This is a genomic window from Sphingomonas sp., assembly GCF_039595165.1.
Classification (GTDB): Bacteria; Pseudomonadota; Alphaproteobacteria; order Sphingomonadales; family Sphingomonadaceae; genus Sphingomonas.
On record NZ_JBCNMA010000070.1, the window covers coordinates 1 to 16,994 of the forward strand.

At 67.9% G+C, this 16,994-nt stretch carries 11 protein-coding genes; 10 read left to right on the forward strand and 1 reads right to left on the reverse strand.

Annotation, left to right across the window (positions count from 1 at the left end; genetic code table 11):
• The 5 genes from ABDV68_RS12260 to ABDV68_RS12280 all read left to right on the forward strand — a co-directional run.
• Nucleotides 1–464: sigma-70 family RNA polymerase sigma factor (locus ABDV68_RS12260; RefSeq protein ID WP_343520274.1), on the forward strand; the 464-nt coding region annotated here is incomplete at its 5' end.
• Nucleotides 461–1,483 (forward strand): FecR domain-containing protein, encoded by a 1,023-nt coding sequence (locus ABDV68_RS12265; protein WP_343520276.1) that lies wholly within the window; start codon nt 461–463, stop codon nt 1,481–1,483. The genes ABDV68_RS12260 and ABDV68_RS12265, both read left to right, overlap by 4 nt.
• Nucleotides 1,484–1,598: 115 nt before the next feature.
• Entirely contained in the window at nt 1,599–4,598 is a 3,000-nt protein-coding gene (locus ABDV68_RS12270) for a TonB-dependent receptor (RefSeq protein WP_343520277.1), read from the forward strand.
• Between the two features lie 12 nt (nt 4,599–4,610).
• On the forward strand, nt 4,611–7,838 hold the full coding sequence (locus tag ABDV68_RS12275) for an amidohydrolase family protein (RefSeq protein WP_343520279.1): 3,228 nt from the start codon (nt 4,611–4,613) through the stop codon (nt 7,836–7,838).
• Complete coding sequence (locus ABDV68_RS12280) at nt 7,835–9,373, forward strand: amidase (protein ID WP_343520280.1); 1,539 nt, start codon at nt 7,835–7,837, stop codon at nt 9,371–9,373. The genes ABDV68_RS12275 and ABDV68_RS12280 overlap by 4 nt, the downstream gene beginning before the upstream one ends.
• A gap of 43 nt (nt 9,374–9,416) precedes the next feature.
• Here the strand turns inward: ABDV68_RS12280 and ABDV68_RS12285 are convergent, their stop codons facing one another.
• Nucleotides 9,417–11,834 carry a membrane-bound PQQ-dependent dehydrogenase, glucose/quinate/shikimate family gene (locus ABDV68_RS12285; protein ID WP_343520281.1) on the reverse strand — a complete coding sequence of 806 codons (2,418 nt, stop codon included), beginning with the start codon at nt 11,832–11,834 and terminating at the stop codon, nt 9,417–9,419.
• 80 nt (nt 11,835–11,914) lie between these two features.
• Here ABDV68_RS12285 and ABDV68_RS12290 point away from each other — a divergent pair, with 80 nt between their 5' ends.
• From ABDV68_RS12290 to ABDV68_RS12310, 5 genes are all read left to right on the forward strand, one after another.
• The gene (locus ABDV68_RS12290; protein WP_343520283.1) at nt 11,915–12,646 is read left to right on the forward strand and encodes a cytochrome c oxidase assembly protein; all 732 of its coding nucleotides are present in this window, start codon (nt 11,915–11,917) and stop codon (nt 12,644–12,646) included.
• Nucleotides 12,643–13,314 carry a cytochrome b gene (locus tag ABDV68_RS12295; protein WP_343520284.1) on the forward strand — a complete coding sequence of 224 codons (672 nt, stop codon included), beginning with the start codon at nt 12,643–12,645 and terminating at the stop codon, nt 13,312–13,314. Before ABDV68_RS12290 ends, ABDV68_RS12295 begins: the two co-directional genes overlap by 4 nt.
• Before the next feature lie 768 nt (nt 13,315–14,082).
• Nucleotides 14,083–14,451 carry a c-type cytochrome gene (locus ABDV68_RS12300; RefSeq protein ID WP_343520285.1) on the forward strand — a complete coding sequence of 123 codons (369 nt, stop codon included), beginning with the start codon at nt 14,083–14,085 and terminating at the stop codon, nt 14,449–14,451.
• Nucleotides 14,451–15,380, forward strand: coding sequence for a cytochrome c oxidase subunit II (coxB, locus tag ABDV68_RS12305; protein WP_343520286.1), 930 nt, complete (start codon nt 14,451–14,453; stop codon nt 15,378–15,380). The genes ABDV68_RS12300 and coxB overlap by 1 nt, the downstream gene beginning before the upstream one ends.
• On the forward strand, nt 15,377–16,994 hold a 1,618-nt coding region (locus tag ABDV68_RS12310), incomplete at its 3' end, for a cbb3-type cytochrome c oxidase subunit I (RefSeq protein ID WP_343520287.1). The genes coxB and ABDV68_RS12310, both read left to right, overlap by 4 nt.

Consider the following 16,994-nt stretch of genomic DNA (forward strand, 5'->3'; position numbering starts at 1 on the left):
TCCGTCCCGCGCTGATGGCGTTCTTTCTCCGTCGCGTACACGATCACGCCGAAGCGGAGGACCTGACGCAGGAAGTCTTCTCGCGGATCGCGGGACAGCCGGACATGGCGGTGCGCTCGGGCAGCGCATATCTGTTCCAGATTGCCGCGAACCTGCTGCGCGACCGGGCTCGGCGCCAGCAGGTGCGGCGCAACTATCGCGAGACGCTGGGGCAGATCGATGGCGAGGCGATCGAACTGATCGATCCGTTTCGCGTAACCGCCGCGCGCAGCTCGATGGCGGCGCTGCGTGCGGCACTCGATGAGCTTGACCCGACCACCTCGGCGATCTTCGTGCTGTATCGGCTTGAATATATGAGCAAGGATGTGATCGCGGAGGGGTTTGGCATCACGGTGCGCACGGTCGAGAAGCATCTGACCAAGGCGATGACGCGGCTCGCGGCGCGGCTGGGAGACGCGATTTGAGCCCGCGCGAACCTTCGCCCGAGCGGTTCGAGGCCGCCGCGTCCTGGTGCCTGGAGCTGGCGGAAGGGCCGCTGCCGGACGAACGGCAGAGCGCGTTCGATGCGTGGCTGGCCGGAAACCCGGACAATCTCGCGGCGTTCGAGCGGTCGAGCAGGCTGTGGCGGCAGGTGGGGGAGGCGGCGGCGTCGCCCGAACTGATCGATCTGCGCGAGCGCGCCCTGGCCACGTTCCGGCGGCGCAACCAGTGGCGCTGGGCGCGGCAGGCGGTCACCGGCCGTGCGGTCGCCGCTGTGGCGGCGGTGTTGCTCGCCATCGTCGGAACGGCCTGGTGGTGGCAGAGCGCGCCGGACATCTATCGCACCGGGGTCGGCGAGCGTCGCGTGGTGATGCTCGATGACGGATCGCGCGCCTCGCTCGACGCCGCGACCGAAGTGGATGTGCGGATGCGCGGCGATCGGCGTGAGCTCCGGCTGATGTCCGGCCGCGCGAAGTTCGACGTTGCCAAGGATCCGCTGAAACCGTTCAGCGTACGCGTGGGCGACAGACTGGTGGTCGCGACGGGTACCTCGTTCAGCGTCGAGATGATCAACGGCAAGCTGCGCGTGATCCTCTACGAGGGGCGGGTCGTGGTGCTCGATCGGCCGGCGGGCAGCGCGACCGCTGCCGAAGTGCTGTCCCGATTGAAAGGCGGCGAGGAGGCGGCGCTGACGCCCGGCCGCGAACTGGTCGTAGGCGTGTCGGGCCAGTCGCCAGCGCAACTGGCCAAGGCCGATCCGGTGCGATCGCTGTCGTGGGAGGGCGGGCAGCTCGTGTTCGACGACGAGCCGCTGAGCCTCGCGGTCGGGCGTATCAACCGCTATTCGAATCGGCGCGTGGAACTGACCGGCGCGGTCGGGCGGTTGCGCGTGAACGGCGTGTTCAACACCGGCGATGTCGAGGCCTTCGCGACCGGTGTCGAGCAGACCTTGCCGGTTCGAGTCATCCGCCAGGGCGAAGTCGTGACCATCGTCCCGCAATAAAGTTACGCAACGCCTGGCCCCTGCATTTTTTTCAAATTGGCCCGGGCGGCGTTTCGCATGCTGCGCGTCTTACTCGTTCAGGCGCGAAAAAGCGCCGGTTCAGGGAGACTTGACGATGATCATGGCGCGAAGCTTCCAGGCGACGGCATGTTCCGCAGCGGCGATCGCACTGGCGGTGCCAGCCGCGGCGGTGGCGCAGGTGCAGACCTACAGCTTCAACATCCCGGCACAGGATCTGGCGTCCGCACTGCGGCAGTTCGCGCAGACCTCGCGCCAGCAAGTCTCGTTCAACGGCGCCGCGGTGCGCGGCATGCGCAGCGTGCCGTTGCAGGGATCGCACAGCGTCGATGGCGGTCTCGCGATCCTGCTGCGCGGCACCGGCCTCAGCGTGCGCCGCGCGGGCCGGGTGCTGGTGATCCACCGGGCCGAACCCGTCCTCTCGGCGGTGTCCACACAGCCTTCGCCGGTCCGCGGCCAGGAGACCGGTTCGGCGGCTGGGGAACCGGCCCCCGACGCGCAGGATCACGATGCGGAGATCGTCATCTCCGGCTCGCGCATCGACCGGCCTGGCTTCGAATCGCCGACCCCGCTCACTCGCGTCAGCGCCGCGGAGCTCGGCGTCGCGAGCCGTGCGAATGTCGGCGCGGCGCTCGCCGACCTGCCGCAGTTCAAGGCGGGCCAGTCGCCGCAGACCTCGGGCACCAACGCGCAGGCGGGTCGGATGCCGGTCGATCTGCGCGGCCTCGGCGCGACGCGCACGCTGGTGCTGCTCGACGGGCGCCGCTTCGCCAGCGACAATGACCTCAGTACGATCCCCTCGGTGCTGGTCAAGAATGTCGACATCGTCACCGGCGGCGCTTCGGCAGCGTGGGGTTCTGGCGCGGTCGCTGGGGTGGTCAACATCCTGCTGGACCACGACCTCAAGGGCTTCCGGCTGGGTGCGGAAGCGGGCATCTCGACCGAATATGGCGATGCCGGGCAGCGCCGGCTGGAAGCGGCGTTCGGCACCGATTTCGCGGATGGCCGCGGTCATTTCATGATCGGCGGCGAGTATCTGCAGAATGACGGCATCATGACCAAGACCGCGCGGCCCAATACCGGGCGATGGGTGCTGGCCAATGGCGCGCTCACGCCAGATGTCGGGTATGGCGACGCGTTCCTGGGCGGAATTATCACCTCCGGCGTGCTCAACAATCGCGGGTTCAATCCGGATGGCACGTTGCGCACCATCGCGCTAGGCACGGTGCTGAGCCGGTCGCTCACGATCGGCGGGGAGTCGCTGTCCGACGACAATTTCAGTCCGCTCTCGACGCCGCAGAAGCGCATCGCCGGACTTGCCAATATCTCCTATGAGGTCTTCGACAATGCCAAGCTGACGATTGAGGGCCGCTATTCGCGCTATTGGGGCGCATATACCTGGTTCGGCGACCACAATAGGGGTGCGCCGAACTCGGCTAGCCGCATCACCATCCAACGCGACAACGCCTTTCTGCGGCCAGAAATCCGCGCGCAATTGGCGGCGGCGGGCGAGACAAGCTTCACCATGGGCCGGTACAACTCCGACCTTTCCTACACGACGATCGATCTGGAGCGCGAGGCTTATCAGGGCACGATAGCACTCGACGGCAGCTTCGGCGGCGGCAAGTGGCGCTACGGACTCTACTACAGCCATGGCGAGTATCAGAACAACATCGACACACCGGGCTTCCGCAAGACCGCCGAGTTCGCCAACGCGGTGGATGCGGTGATCGGACCGGGCGGAACGCCGGTTTGCCGGATCGCGCTGACCAATCCGTCCACCGATTGCGTGCCGCTCAACCTGTTCGGTTACGGCGCGCCGTCGGCGGCGGCGATCGCCTATGTCACCGGCACGCCGTCTTCGCGCTCGACCACCAAGCTCGACACGTTCGGCGTCAGCCTGCGCGGCGAACCGTTCGAGCTATGGGCAGGGCCGGTGTCGGTCGCGGTCGGCGTCGAGGGGCGTTGGGAGTCCGTCAATTCGGTCGCCGGCGCGCTCGATCGCGCGAACACCTTCACCACTTTCCAGTTCGGCTCGCTGGCCGGCAAGGATTCGGTCAAGGAAGCGTTCGGCGAGGTGGTGATCCCGCTGCTCAACGACGTGCCGTTCTTCCACAAGCTCGAATTCAACGGCGCGGTGCGCTATTCCGACTATCGCAACAGCGGCGGCATCTGGTCATGGAAGCTGGGTGCGACCAACGAGTTCTTTCCTGGCGTGATCGGACGCGTCACCCGCTCGCGCGACATTCGCGCACCGAGTCTCAGCGAACTCTACAGCACGCAGACGATCAGCTACGTCAACATCGTCGACGTGAACCCGGTCACCAATGTCAGCTCGACGGTGAACGTGCTGATCCATGGCGGCGGCAACCCGGACCTGCTGCCCGAAGAAGCTGACACCTGGACCGCAGGCGTCACCACCTCGCCGCTGCGCGGGCTGACCGCGTCGCTCGATTATTTCGACATCACGATCAACGGCGTGATCGCGTCGGTCGGCGCGCAGGACCTGGTCAACCGCTGTCGCGGCGGCAATCAGGAACTGTGCGCACGCGTCTTCCGCGATGCCGGTGGCAATCTCCTCCGCGTGCAGTCGAACTCGGTGAACCTTCAGCGTTACAACACCAACGGCGTCGACGGCGAGATCGCCTATACGACCTCGCTGGACGGCGATCCCGCGCGCAGGCTCAACTTCCGCCTGGTCGGCACCTGGGTGAACAGCCTGAGCATCGACGATGGGCTCGCCAAGATCGAGTATGTCAAGAATACGAGCTACGCCTTCGTCACCGGCATGCCCGACTGGCGGATCAACGGCAGCATCGGCTACGCGGACAACGGCTTCAACGCGATCGTGCGCGCGCGCTACATCGCGCCCGGCTTCTACAACCGGAACCAGAGCATCACCAACAACCGGGTGCCGGCCTATACCTATGTCGATCTGCAGTTGAGCCAGACGCTCAAGGCCGATGGGCGCGAATTCGACATTTATGCCAATGTGTCGAACCTGTTCGACAAGGATCCCCCGATCGCCTCGCTGTTCTCGCCTTTCTACGATACCGTGGGCCGGTTCGTGACCGTCGGCGCGCGCATCCGGCTGTAAGGGGGACACGGGATGCAGGGGCGCCGTTCGCTCGTTCGTGCGGCCACGCTGGCGACAGCGGCGTTCGCCGCAATCCCCGGCGTGGCACAAACCCAGCAGGCGCCGGCCGGGCGGCTGCAGTTCGATACGCGCGAAGGCACCTGGATGGCGCCCGACATCTCGCCGGACGGGCGGACGATCCTGTTCGACCTGCTCGGCGACATCTATGCGCTCGACGCGGCGGGTGGAACCGCGCGGCCGCTGCTGTCGGGTGACGCGTTCGAGACTCAGCCGGTCTTCTCGCCCGACGGCAAGCAGATCGCGTTCATCTCGGACAGGTCGGGCGCGGCCAACCTGTGGGTGGCGAATGCCGACGGCAGCAATGCCCGCAAGCTGTCGGGCGATACCGAGCCGGCGATCTACACCTCGCCGGCCTGGTCGCCGGACGGCCGTTTCGTCTACGTCTCGCGGACGATCCACAACATTCTGGCGTTCGAGCTCTTCGCCTATGATCCGCGCGGCGGTTCGGGGATCAAGGTCACACAGGCGCGGCCGACCGGAAATGAGGGCAACGCCGACCGCATCAACGCAATGGGCGCGGCCGCGTCGCCGGACGGCAAGTATCTCTATTATGCGCGCAAGACCGGCGGGCTCTGGTCCGACAAGGTGCTGCCGCATTGGGAGATCGTGCGGCGCACGCTGGCGACCGGCGCCGAGGACCGCATCATCACCTCCCCCGGCTCGGCGATGCGGCCGGCGCTGTCGCACGACGGCACGCGCATCGTATATGCCAGCCGCTCGGGCGCGCAGACGGGATTGCGTGTCCGCGACCTCGAGACCGGCGCCGATCGCTGGCTCAGCTTTCCGGTCGATCCCGACAGCCAGATGGGTGGCTATTACAACGATCTCGTACCGCGGGTGGCGTTCCTGCCCGGCGACAGGGAGGTGTTGACCGCGATCGACGGCAGGCTCGTGCGCATCCGTATCGCGGACGGTGCGCGGGCGCCGGTGCCGTTCACCGCTCGGGTCGACCTGGCGGTGCGCCGCAACACGCGCGTCGAAGTGCCCGACGAGACCGGCCCGGTGCGCGTGCGCGTGATCCAGGCGCCGCGGTTGTCGCCGGACGGATCGCGCATCGCCTTTGCCGCGCTCGGCAAGCTCTATGTGCAGGATCGCGCGGGCGGTATGCCGCGTGCGGTGGAAGGCGTCGAGGGAATGGCGTTCCAGCCGGCGTGGTCGCCCGACGGCCGCACGCTCGTCTATGTCACCTGGAGCGGTGAGGGCGCGGGCGGCGGGGCGCTCTGGGCGATCCCGGCGGCGGGCGGCAAGCCGCGGCGGCTGGCGTTGGCCTCGGCCTATTACAGTGAACCCACCGTGTCGCCGGATGGACGATCCGTCGCGGTGCTGCGCGCGTCGAGCATCGAGCGGCTGCAGTCCGCGTCCGATCTTCAGGCCGGCCGGCCGACCGACATCGTGCTGTTGCCGCTGGCAGGGGGCGAGGGCCGGGTCATCGCCAGCAAATCCGGGATCAAGTCGCTGTCGTTCGACGCCAAGGGCGAATGGCTGCGCTATATGGGCGGGCCGTCGGTCGAGGCGGTGGCGGTGCAGAGCGGGATGCTGCGGCGCGTGTTCGACTTGCGCGCGCCCAACTCCAATCGTTATTTCAACAACATCCAGACGCCGCCCGAGGATATCCGGTTGAGTCCCGACGGCACGCGCATGCTGGTCAAGGCGGCATCGCAGGCCTGGCTGCTCGACGTGCCGCCGTCCTTCTCCGCCGATCCGCAGGCGCTCGAGCTGACCAAGCCAGTGGTATTCGGGGTGCGGCTGACCGATATCGGCGCCGATTATATCGACTGGTCGCGCGACGGAAAGACGGTGATGTGGTCGCTCGGCGCAACCGTGCGAACGATCGATGCCGGGCAGGCGGCGAGCCTTGCAAAAGGCATCGCCGAGAAGCAGGCGGCCAAGGTCGAGGCGGTGGTCGAACTTCCGCGCGACGTGCCGCAGGGCACGGTGGTGCTGCGGGGCGGCACCGCGATCACGATGCGCGGCGACGAGACGATCGCGGGCGCCGATGTGGTGGTGACCGAAAACCGCATTGCCGCGGTCGGCGAGACCGGCGAGGTTGCAGTGCCGGCGGGCGCGACGGTCATCGACGTCACCGGCAAATATCTGACGCCCGGCTTCGTCGACACGCATGCGCACTGGTTCGAGCTGCCGCGCCAGGTGCTGGAGGCGAACCATTGGAGCCTTCTCGTCAACCTCGCCTATGGCGTGACCAGCGGCCTCGATGTCCAGCCCTTCACGATCGACGTGTTCGGCTATCAGGATATGATCGACGCCGGGATCATGCTGGGCCCGCGCGCCTTCTCGACCGGGCCGGGGATTTTCGTGAACAGCGAGATCAACTCGGCGACGGAAGCCGAGGCGGTGCTCACGCGCTATCGCGACTATTATCGCACGAGCAACCTGAAGGCGTATCTCGTCGGCAACCGGACCCAGCGCAAGCTGGTGGTCGAGGCCTCCGGCAAGATGCGGATGATGGCGACGACCGAGGGCGCCAGCGACTTCAACCTCAACCTCACCCATGCCATCGACGGCATGGCGGGCAACGAACACAACCTGCCGATCACGCCGCTGCGCGAGGACGTCGTAAAGCTCTATGCCTCGTCCCGGATCGGTTACACGCCGACCTTCGGTGTGCTCTACGGCGGATTCGCGCCCTATGACGACCAGGTGATCGCGGGCGAGATCGACAAGGATGCGAAGCTCGCGCGCCTCGTCCCGCAGGGAATCATCGAGAGCAAGATGCGCAATCGCGTGTGGGTGCCGCCGATGGACCGCACCTGGGCCTCGTTCGCCGCCGACGCGCTGCGCATCCGCAAGGCCGGCGGGCTGATCGGCATCGGCAGCCATGCGGTGATCCAGGGGCTGGGGTATCACTACGAGATGCGCGCCTATGTCGAGGGCGGCGCGACCCCACACGAGGTGCTGCGCGCCGCGACGCTCGACAGCGCCGAGGTGATCGGGCGCAAGGGCCAGATCGGCAGCCTCGAGCCGGGCAAATACGCCGATATCCTGATCATGAGCGCCAATCCGCTGGAGCGGATCGAGAATGCGGCGGCGATCGACAAGGTAATGAAGAACGGGCGTATCTATGATGCGGCGACGCTCAGCGAGGAATGGCCGCGCAAGCGGGCGCTGCCGGACCGCTGGTTCGCAAAGGCACGGCCCGACACCGGAGGATCGGCGAAATGAAGATGACACGGCGCACCCTGCTCGCGGCCGCTCCGGCGGCGATCGCGAGCCAGGCCGTAGCAGGCCCGGTGCGTGCCATGCCCGGGAGCGACATTCTCGCCATGACCGCGGTCGATCTTGCCGCGGCGATCCGCCGGCGCGACGTGTCGAGCCGCGAGGTGATGGCGGCGCATCTGGCGCGGGTCGATGCGCTCAATCCGAAGTTCAACGCCATCGTCTCGCGGGTCGATGCCGAGCAGCTGCTGCGCGAGGCGGCGGCGCAGGACGAGGACGCGGCCAAAGGGCGGTTCAGGGGACCGCTGCACGGCTTTCCCCATGCGGTGAAGGACACTGCGCCCGCCAAGGGTATCGCGCATACCCAGGGCTCGCCGCTGCTGCGCGACAATATCGCGGCGGCGGACTCGCTGGTGGTCGGGCGGATGCGCGCGGCCGGCGCGATCTTCACCGGCAAGACCAACGTGCCCGAGTTCGCACTCGGGTCGCACAGCTTCAACCCGGTCTTCGGCACGACGCGCAACGCCTATGATCCGCGCAAGTCGGCGGGCGGCAGCTCGGGCGGCGCCGCGGTCGCCCTGGCGCTGCGCATGATGCCGCTGGCGGACGGCAGCGACTTCGGCGGCTCGCTGCGCAATCCGGCGGCATGGAACAACGTGTTCGGCTTTCGCCCGTCGTTCGGGCGCGTGCCCTCGGCACCGTCGGGCGACGTTTTCGGCCAGACCTTCGCGACGTCCGGTCCGATGGCGCGGACGGTGCGCGACACTGCGCTGCTGCTGTCGGTTCAGGCCGGTCAGGATCCGCGCGTTCCTTTCTCGCTCAAGGACGACCCCAAGGTGTTCGCCGGGCCGCTAGAGCGCGCGTGGAAGGACAAGCGGATCGGCTGGCTGGGCGACCTGGGCGGGGCATTGCCGATGGAGCCGGGCGTGCTGGAGACCTGCGAGAAGGCGCTGGCGGCGTTCCGTGCAATCGGCATGCGCGTCGATGCCGCGACGCTGGACGAGCCGGCCGAGGCGATGTGGCGGACCGCCGTGACGCTGCGCCACGGGTCCGTCGGGCCCGACCTGATCGGCTTTGCCGACAAGGCCGAGCAGCGCGCACAGATGAAACCCGAAGCGCTCTGGGAAGTCGAAGGCTATCGCAAGCTGACGGCGGTCGAGATCACCGAGGCGCAGATGGGCCGCACGCGAATCTTCGAAGCGTTCCGCAAGGCGTTCGCCACGTTCGATTTCCTGATCCTGCCGACCGCGCAGGTCTTTCCGTTCGATGCCGATCTGCGCTGGCCGAACGAGATCGCCGGGCGGAAGATGGACAGCTATCATCGCTGGATGGAGGTGACCTTGCCGGTGACCATGGCGGGGCTGCCGGCGTTGTCGGTGCCGGCCGGGTTTGGTGGCCCGCACAAGCTGCCGATCGGCGTGCAGATCATCGGTCCGGCTCACGCCGACCTCGCCGTGTTGCAGGTCGGCCATGCCTATGAACAGGCCTCGCCCTGGATCCGGCAAACCGTGCCGGCGGCAGTCGCGGCAATAGCGGGCTGAGCGCGGACGGATTGATGCTCTCGCGAACTCGTTGCAGCGAGTTCTAATCAGGAAGCTTGTAGGCGACCAACGCGTCTCCAATCGGTGTCTCCATGAAATGATGTCCGCCAGCCATGATGACGAGATATTGCTTTCCGTTGACCTCATAGACCGAGGGCGTCGCCTGCCCGCCGGCGGGAAGCGTGTCGTGCCACAGCGTCTTGCCGGTACGGATATCGATCGCGCGGATGAGATTGTCGGTTGCCGCGGCGATGAAGACGAGCCCGCCCGCGGTCACCACCGCACCGCCATTGTTAGGCGTGCCGATATCGATCGGGAGCATCGAGGGGATGTTCCAGGGGCCGTTGCGGCGAGCGGTGCCGAACGGGCGGTCCCAGATCGTGCGGCCGGTGCGCAGGTCGATCGCGCGGATGCCGCCATAAGGCGGGCGCTTGCACAAAAGGCCAGTGAGCGGCAGGCGCCAGCCCGGATTGACCGCGATGGCATAGGGCGTTCCCGCCTGCGGGTCGCGTGAGCCGTGACCGCCTTCGCCCATGTCGCCGCCCCGCGCCTCGTCACGCGGGCGGGGGAAGCCTTCGCGCTCGGCTTCCGCGCGGGGGACGAGGCGGTTGTAGTTGGGCATGTTATTATAGTTGGCGACGATGATTCCGCGCACCGGATCGATCGCGATCCCGCCCCAGTCGGTCCCGCCATTATAGCCCGGATATTCGATGAAGCGGCGATCGGCGGTGGGCGGGGTGTACATGCCCTGGTACTCCGCCCGGCGGAACTGGATGCGGCAGATCATCTGGTCGATCGGCGACATGCCCCACATGTCGCGCTCCTCGAGCTTGGGGAAGGCGAGCGTGTGGAAGCTCGAAAAGGGCTGGGTCGGGCTGCGCAGCTGCGGCTCGACGCCGGTGCGCGGCACCGTGCGTTCCTGCACCGGGAAGATCGGGCGGCCGGTGCGGCGATCGAGCACATAGATGTCGCCCTGCTTGCTTGGCAGCACCAGTGCCGGCACCGTGCCGCCGCCGATGGGCATGTCGACCAGCGTCGCCTGCGCGCCGAGATCATAATCCCACACGTCGCGTCGCACCGTCTGGAAGCGCCAGCGCGGCTTGCCCGAGGTAACGTCGAGCGCGACGAGCGAGGTCGAGAAGGCGTTCTCCTGCGGGCTGCGGCTGCCGCTCCAATAGTCGACCGCGCTGTTGCCCATCGGGAGGTAGACGAGACCAAGCCCCTCGTCGCCGCTAGCCGTGGTCCACATGTTAGGCGTGCCGCGGGCATATTCCTGGCCCGCGGGCGGATCGCCGGTCCAGTCGGGATGGACCATGTCCCACGCCCAGCGCTTGGCGCCGCTGACGGCATCGAAGCCCTGGATCACGCCCGAGGGGGCGGTGCGCTTCTGGCCGTCGAGCACTTGGTGGCCGGTGACGATCACGCCGCGCACGATCGTCGGCGGGGAGGTGATCGAGACCATGCCCGGCGCGACCTCGCCCATGCCGCGCTTGATGTCGACCGCGCCGTTGGTGCCGAAATCGGCACAAGGACGGCCGGTGCGCGCGTCGACCGCGATCAGGCGGCCGTCGAGCGTGCCCTCGACGATGCGGGTGGCGCAGGCCGCCGTCGGCTGGGCGTTGGGCACGGCGTAATAAGCGACGCCGCGGCAGGCGGCGGTATAGGGAATCCACTCGTCCGAGACCTGCGGATCGTAGCGCCAACGCTGCCTGCCGGTGGCCGGATCGAGCGCGATCAGGATATTGGTCGCCGAGCAAAGATAGAGTGTATCGCCGACCTTGAGCGGGGTGGTCTCGGCGCCGTACTTGCTGTTCCTGGGATCGCCCGCCGGCATGTCGCCGGTGTTGTAGACCCAGGCGCGCTCGAGCCTGCCGACATTGGCGGGGGTGATCTGCCCGAGCGGCGAATAGCGCTGCGCGGCGTAGCTGCCGCCATAGGCCGGCCAGTCGCTACCGGGGCGCAGTAGCGAGGGGTCGGCGACGGTCGAGGCGATCACGCCAGGCATCGTGCTCGCCGGCGGCCGGTTCACGCGCGAGAGCGCGAAGCCGGCAATGGCGACGCCGAGGATCATGACCGCGCTCGCGCCGAAGGCGGTGCGCCAGCGCCAGCGTTCGGGCCGGAGCAGCGGGAGGGCTAGCAGCACCAGCACCAGCAGGACGGTCGGCCCGATCGCGAACGGGATCAGCCCCCAGCCGTCGAGACCCGCCTCGGCCAATCCCCAGATCAGCGAGAGCAGCCAGGCGCCGACATAGAGCCACGCGCCCAGCGTCCGGCCACGGATCAGGAAATAGCCCGCTGCGCACAGAAGGAGGCCGACGAGAAGATAGAAGAAGCTTCCGCCGAGAACGGCGAGCCAAGCGCCGCCGATCGCGAGGACAAGGCCGATCAGCGCGAGGATGGCGCCGACGAGGATCACGAAGAGCGAGCGGTTGCGGGGACGGGTGGCGGACGATTGCGGCATCGGACCCTCCTTGTGCGCAAGGGAACCGACCCCGGCGCGATCGGTTCCGTAACGGAGGGGCTTTTCGAGGATGCGGAGCGTTGGACCAGGCCGCCATCTGGATACCCTATTGCGGCGTGGCGCCGGTGCCGGGCGAGCTGCTCGCGCGGTGGAATCTCGATCCGCTGCTGCTGGCTGCACTGGCGCTGGCGACGATCGCCGGCCTGCGGTTCGGCGAGGTCGAGCGGCGCCCGCTGCTCATCGCGATGGCGCTGCTCGCGCTGCTGTTCGTTTCGCCCTTCTGTGCGCTCACCTCCGCGCTGTTCTCGGCGCGGGCGGTGCATCACCTGGCGCTGACCGCGGTGGTCGCGCCGCTGCTCGCCGCCGCGTTGCCGGTGCGGCGCGTGCCCGGCGGACCGGTCCCATGGACCGGCTTGCACGCCGTCACCTTCTGGCTGTGGCACGCACCCGCAGCCTATGAAGCCGCGCTCTCGAACCACGCGCTTTACTGGCTGATGCAGGCGAGCCTCTTACTGAGCGCGCTCGCGCTGTGGCGGGCGGTACGCGCTGCGCCACCAACCAGCGGGATCGCCGGTCTGCTCGCGACGATGGTGCAGATGGGGCTGCTCGGCGCGCTGCTGACTTTTGCCGGAACGCCGCTCTATGCGCCGCACGCACTCGGCCCGCTCGCGTGGGGCGCGACCCCGCTGGAGGATCAGCAGCTCGCCGGGCTGATCATGTGGGCGCCGGGCGCGGGCCTCTATCTCGCCGCCGCACTGGCGCTGCTCGCCCGCTGGTTCGCGCGCGAGCGCGACGCGGCGGCCGCGGCATGATCCGCGAGCTCCGCGCCTGGGCGCGCAAGCATACCGAGCGCAGCCGCTACTCGCCCGTCGGCATCGCCTTTCACTGGGTGATGGCGTTCCTCGTTCTGTTCCAGCTCGGCTGGGGCTATTATGCAAGTTGGCTCCCCGCCGGCGGGGACAAGCTCCATGCCTATGAGGTGCACAGCGCGGTCGGGCTGCCGATCCTGCTGCTCGCGCTGGGACGGTTCGGCTGGCGGCTGATGATCCCCGGCCCGGTCAACGATGCCGACCGGCAGGGCTGGCAGACGCAGGTCGCCTACGCGATGCACTATGTGTTCTACGTCGCCTTTTTCGGGCTGCCGCTGTCGGGCTGGGCGATGTGGTCGTCGATCGCCGAGCCCGGGCCGCTCTACCTCGCTGGCGTTGTGCCGTGGCCGCAATTGCCGTTCGACCAGATGCCGCTGACCACCCGCTGGCGGATCATGGACCTCGCCGAAGACGTGCATCACGTGCTGGTGATCACCTTGCTGCTGGTCATTCCGCTGCACGTGGCGGCGGCGTTGAAGCATCATTTCTGGGATCGGCACGACGTGCTGCGGGGGATGCTGCCCGAGATTCCGGACGCGGAGGACCCGCGGGAAGGGAGCTCGCATAGGCCGCGAGAGCCGCAGATTCCGAACGGGAAAGCGCCCGGCTGATCTTCAGCATGACATTCTCGGGATCGTTGCGGCGTGCGCCCTCGCGCCACTGGTCGAGCTGCTCGGCGAGATAGGCGGCGGGCTGCCCCCCGAGCGGCGGATTGGCGGGGCCGATGCCCTCACCGCGCGCGCCATGGCACGAAGCGCAGGCGGCGAGGCCGCGCGCCGGGTCGCCGCGGTGGTAGAGCGTGGTGGCTGAAGGTTCCAATCCTCCCCCGCCAGGCAGAGGTGGCGCCGAAGGCGACGGAGGGGGAGGATTCCCAGCAGAAGTGGCCGCATCCGCCTCCTCCGTCACGCTGCGCGTGCCGCCTCTCCCTTGCGGGGGAGGATTATTGCGAGCCCACGCAACCGGCAGCCTGGCATAATAGGCCGACACCGCATCCTGCTGCCCGGCGGTCAGCTTCCTCGCGATCGCTTCCATCTCGGGATGCCGGCGCCGTCCGCTGGCATAGGCTTGGAGCTGCGCCGTCATATAGCCGCGGTCGAGCTCCGCGAGCCGCGGCGCCCCCGCGCCGTTGCCGCGTCCGTCCACGCCGTGACAGGCGATGCACGCATTGGGCGCCCCCGCATCACCACCGCTCAAGGCGATCAGCTCGCCGGTCGCGGTGAAGCGATCGGCTGCGCCCCGCTCGACCGCGCCACAGCCGGCCAGCAGCGCAAGGCCCAGGAGCGCGCGCAAATCCATCACGCCACGGAACCTCCGGGACGCGACGGTGGTTCCGGATGTGAAACGCCTGCGCATATCATGCACCAAGAAATGGGGAAGCGTTGCAGACCATCCGTGCCTTGCCGCTCCTGCTGCTCACCGCCGCGTGCAAGCCGCCGCCCGACGAGGCGCAGCATATGCCACAGGCGAGCGCCGCGCGCGGCATCGCGGCGATCGAGCGTTCGGGGTGCGGCGCATGCCACGTCATTCCAGGGATCGGCTGGCCGCAGGGGCGGAGCGGCCCTTCGCTCGAGGGATTCGCCGATCAGGGCCTGATCGCGGGACGGCTGCCCAACCGGCCGGACCTGCTTTCCGCCTATGTGCGTGACGCACCGGCGACGCTGCCCGGCACCACGATGCCGGCGATGCCGATCAGCGAGCAGGAAGCCCGCGATATCGCCGCCTTTCTCTACGCATCGGGCGATCGCTGATGTTCAATACATCCGCAATTCCCGTACTCGATCCGGCGGGCCCCTATGCGGGATCGATCACCACCCTGTCCTGGACCCTGATCGCGATGGGCGTCGCGGTGCTGGCGGTGGTGATCGCAGCGCTATGGATCGCGCTGTTCGGCAAGGCCGGGCTCAAGGCGAGGCTCGGCGGCACGACCGCGATCTGGATCGGCGGGATTGCCTTTCCCGTCGTCGTGCTGAGCCTGTTGCTGGTCTATGGCCTCACGCTCACCCGCAACCTCACCGCGCCGGTTCCAGCCGGTGCGATGCGCGTGCGCATCACTGGCGAGATGTGGTGGTGGCGGGTCGCCTATCTCGACCGCCAGGGCCGCCCGACGATGCTCGACGCCAATGAGCTGCATATCCCGGTGGGCCGCCCGGTGGTGCTCGAGCTCGAATCGAACGACGTGATCCACAGCTTCTGGGTGCCGCGCCTGTCGGGCAAGCTCGACATGGTGCCGGGGCGGCGCAACGTGCTGCCGATCCAGGCCGACGCGCCGGGCGTCTATGCCGGGCAGTGTGCCGAATATTGCGGCGGGCCGCACGCACTGATGGGCTTCGTGGTCGTCGCGCACGAGCCGGCGGCGTTCGAGGCGATGATGGCAGCGCGCCGGGCGCGGCGGCCGCAGCCCGCGGGGGAGGGGGCGGCATTGTTCCGTTCGACCGGCTGCGCGGCGTGCCATCGCATCGCGGGGACCGACGCCAACGGCACCGCCGGGCCCGACCTCACTTACGCCGGTTCGCGCCGCTCGCTCGGCGCGGGGATCCTGCCCAACAATCGCGGCACGATGATGGGCTGGATCGGCGACAGCCAGTCGATCAAGCCGGGCAACCGCATGCCGCCCTACAAGATGCTGTCTGCGGCCGAGCTCCAGGCGCTCGCCGCCTATCTGGAAGCGCGCAAATGACCTCGGAGACCGGGTTCGATCCGGCGCTTTACGACCGCTTCCCCACCAAAGGGGAGCGCCCGCCCGGGGAACTCGAGGAACTGGAACGCATCTGGTGCGCGCCCAGGGGCTGGGCGCTGCTCACCGCGGTGAACAACAATTATGTCGGCTTCTTCTACGTCGCCACCGCCTTCCTGTTCTTCCTGCTCGCCGGGATCCTCGCGCTGGTCATGCGCGTGCAGCTCGCGCTGCCGCTCCAGGGCGTATTGCCGCAGGAAACGTACAACCAGTTCTTCACCATGCACGGCACGGTGATGATGTTCCTGTTCGCGGTACCGATGGTCGAGGCGATCGCGGTGCTGCTGCTGCCCCAGATGCTGGCGGCGCGCGACCTGCCCTTCCCGCGGCTCTCGGCCTATGCCTTCTGGGCCTATTTCGTCGGCGGCCTCTGCTTCTTCGCCTCGATCCTCGTCGGGCTCGCGCCCGATGGCGGCTGGTTCATGTACCCGCCCTATACCAGCCTCGCCTATTCGCCGGGGATCAACGCCGATTTCTGGTTGCTCGGCATCGGCTTCATCGAGATCAGCGCGATCGCCGGCGCGATCGAGATCATCGTCGGCGTGCTGCGCACCCGTGCGCCGGGCATGACGCTCGACAGGATGCCAGTCTATGCCTGGGCGATGCTGGTGTTCGGCGTGATGATCGTGGTGGGCTTCCCCTCGGTCATCCTCGGCACGCTGCTGCTCGAGCTCGAGCGCGCGTTCAACTGGCCGTTCTTCGATCCGACGCGCGGCGGCGACGCGCTGCTGTGGCAGCACCTCTTCTGGTTCTTCGGCCATCCCGAGGTCTACATCATCTTCCTGCCCGCCTCGGGCCTGGTCTCGATGATGGTCGCGACGATGGCGCGCGCGCCGCTGATCGGCCACTATCTCATCGTCCTCGCCTTCCTCGCGACCGGCTTCATCAGTTTCGGGGTGTGGGCGCATCACATGTTCACGACCGGGATGCCGAACCTTTCGATCGGCTTCTTCTCGGCGGCGAGCATGGCGGTAAGCGTGCCCGCGGGGATCCAGGTTTTCTCGTGGATCGCGACCTTTGCGGTGGGCGGGCCGCGTTTCAACGCGCCGACGCTGTTCCTGCTCGGCGGGCTCGTCACCTTCGTGATCGGCGGGCTCACCGGCGTGATGGTGGCGATGGTGCCGTTCGACTGGCAGGCGCACGACAGCTACTTCATCGTCGCGCATCTCCATTATGTTTTGATCGGCGGGATGGTGTTCCCGATGTTCGCCGCCTTCTATTACTGGACGCCGATGACCAGCCGCCGGGCGCTCAGCGAACGCCTCGGCAAATGGGCGTTCTGGCTGATGTTCGCGGGCATGCAGGTGACGTTCCTGCCGATGCACCTCACCGGCCTGATGGGCATGCCGCGGCGCGTCTACACCTATCTGCCCGGGCGCGACTGGGAGGTGGTCAACATGATCTCGACCGTCGGGGCGTTCATGCTCGCGGCGGGGGTGCTGGTGTTCCTGGTCGATCTCGCGCGCAACTTCCGCTTCACCGTCGATGACGATGCCGGCAACGTCTATGGCGGCGGCACGCTCGAATGGCTGCCACGGGGCTCTATTCGGCGCGCAG

Bases quoted from the DNA above. Each gene is read 5' to 3' on its own strand.
- ABDV68_RS12270 (WP_343520277.1), top strand. From the start codon at position 1,599: ATGATCATGGCGCGAAGCTTCCAGGCGACGGCATGTTCCGCAGCGGCG.
- ABDV68_RS12275 (WP_343520279.1), top strand. From the start codon at position 4,611: ATGCAGGGGCGCCGTTCGCTCGTTCGTGCGGCCACGCTGGCGACAGCG.
- ABDV68_RS12280 (WP_343520280.1), top strand. From the start codon at position 7,835: ATGAAGATGACACGGCGCACCCTGCTCGCGGCCGCTCCGGCGGCGATC.
- ABDV68_RS12285 (WP_343520281.1), bottom strand. From the start codon at position 11,834: ATGCCGCAATCGTCCGCCACCCGTCCCCGCAACCGCTCGCTCTTCGTG.
- ABDV68_RS12295 (WP_343520284.1), top strand. From the start codon at position 12,643: ATGATCCGCGAGCTCCGCGCCTGGGCGCGCAAGCATACCGAGCGCAGC.
- coxB (WP_343520286.1), top strand. From the start codon at position 14,451: ATGTTCAATACATCCGCAATTCCCGTACTCGATCCGGCGGGCCCCTAT.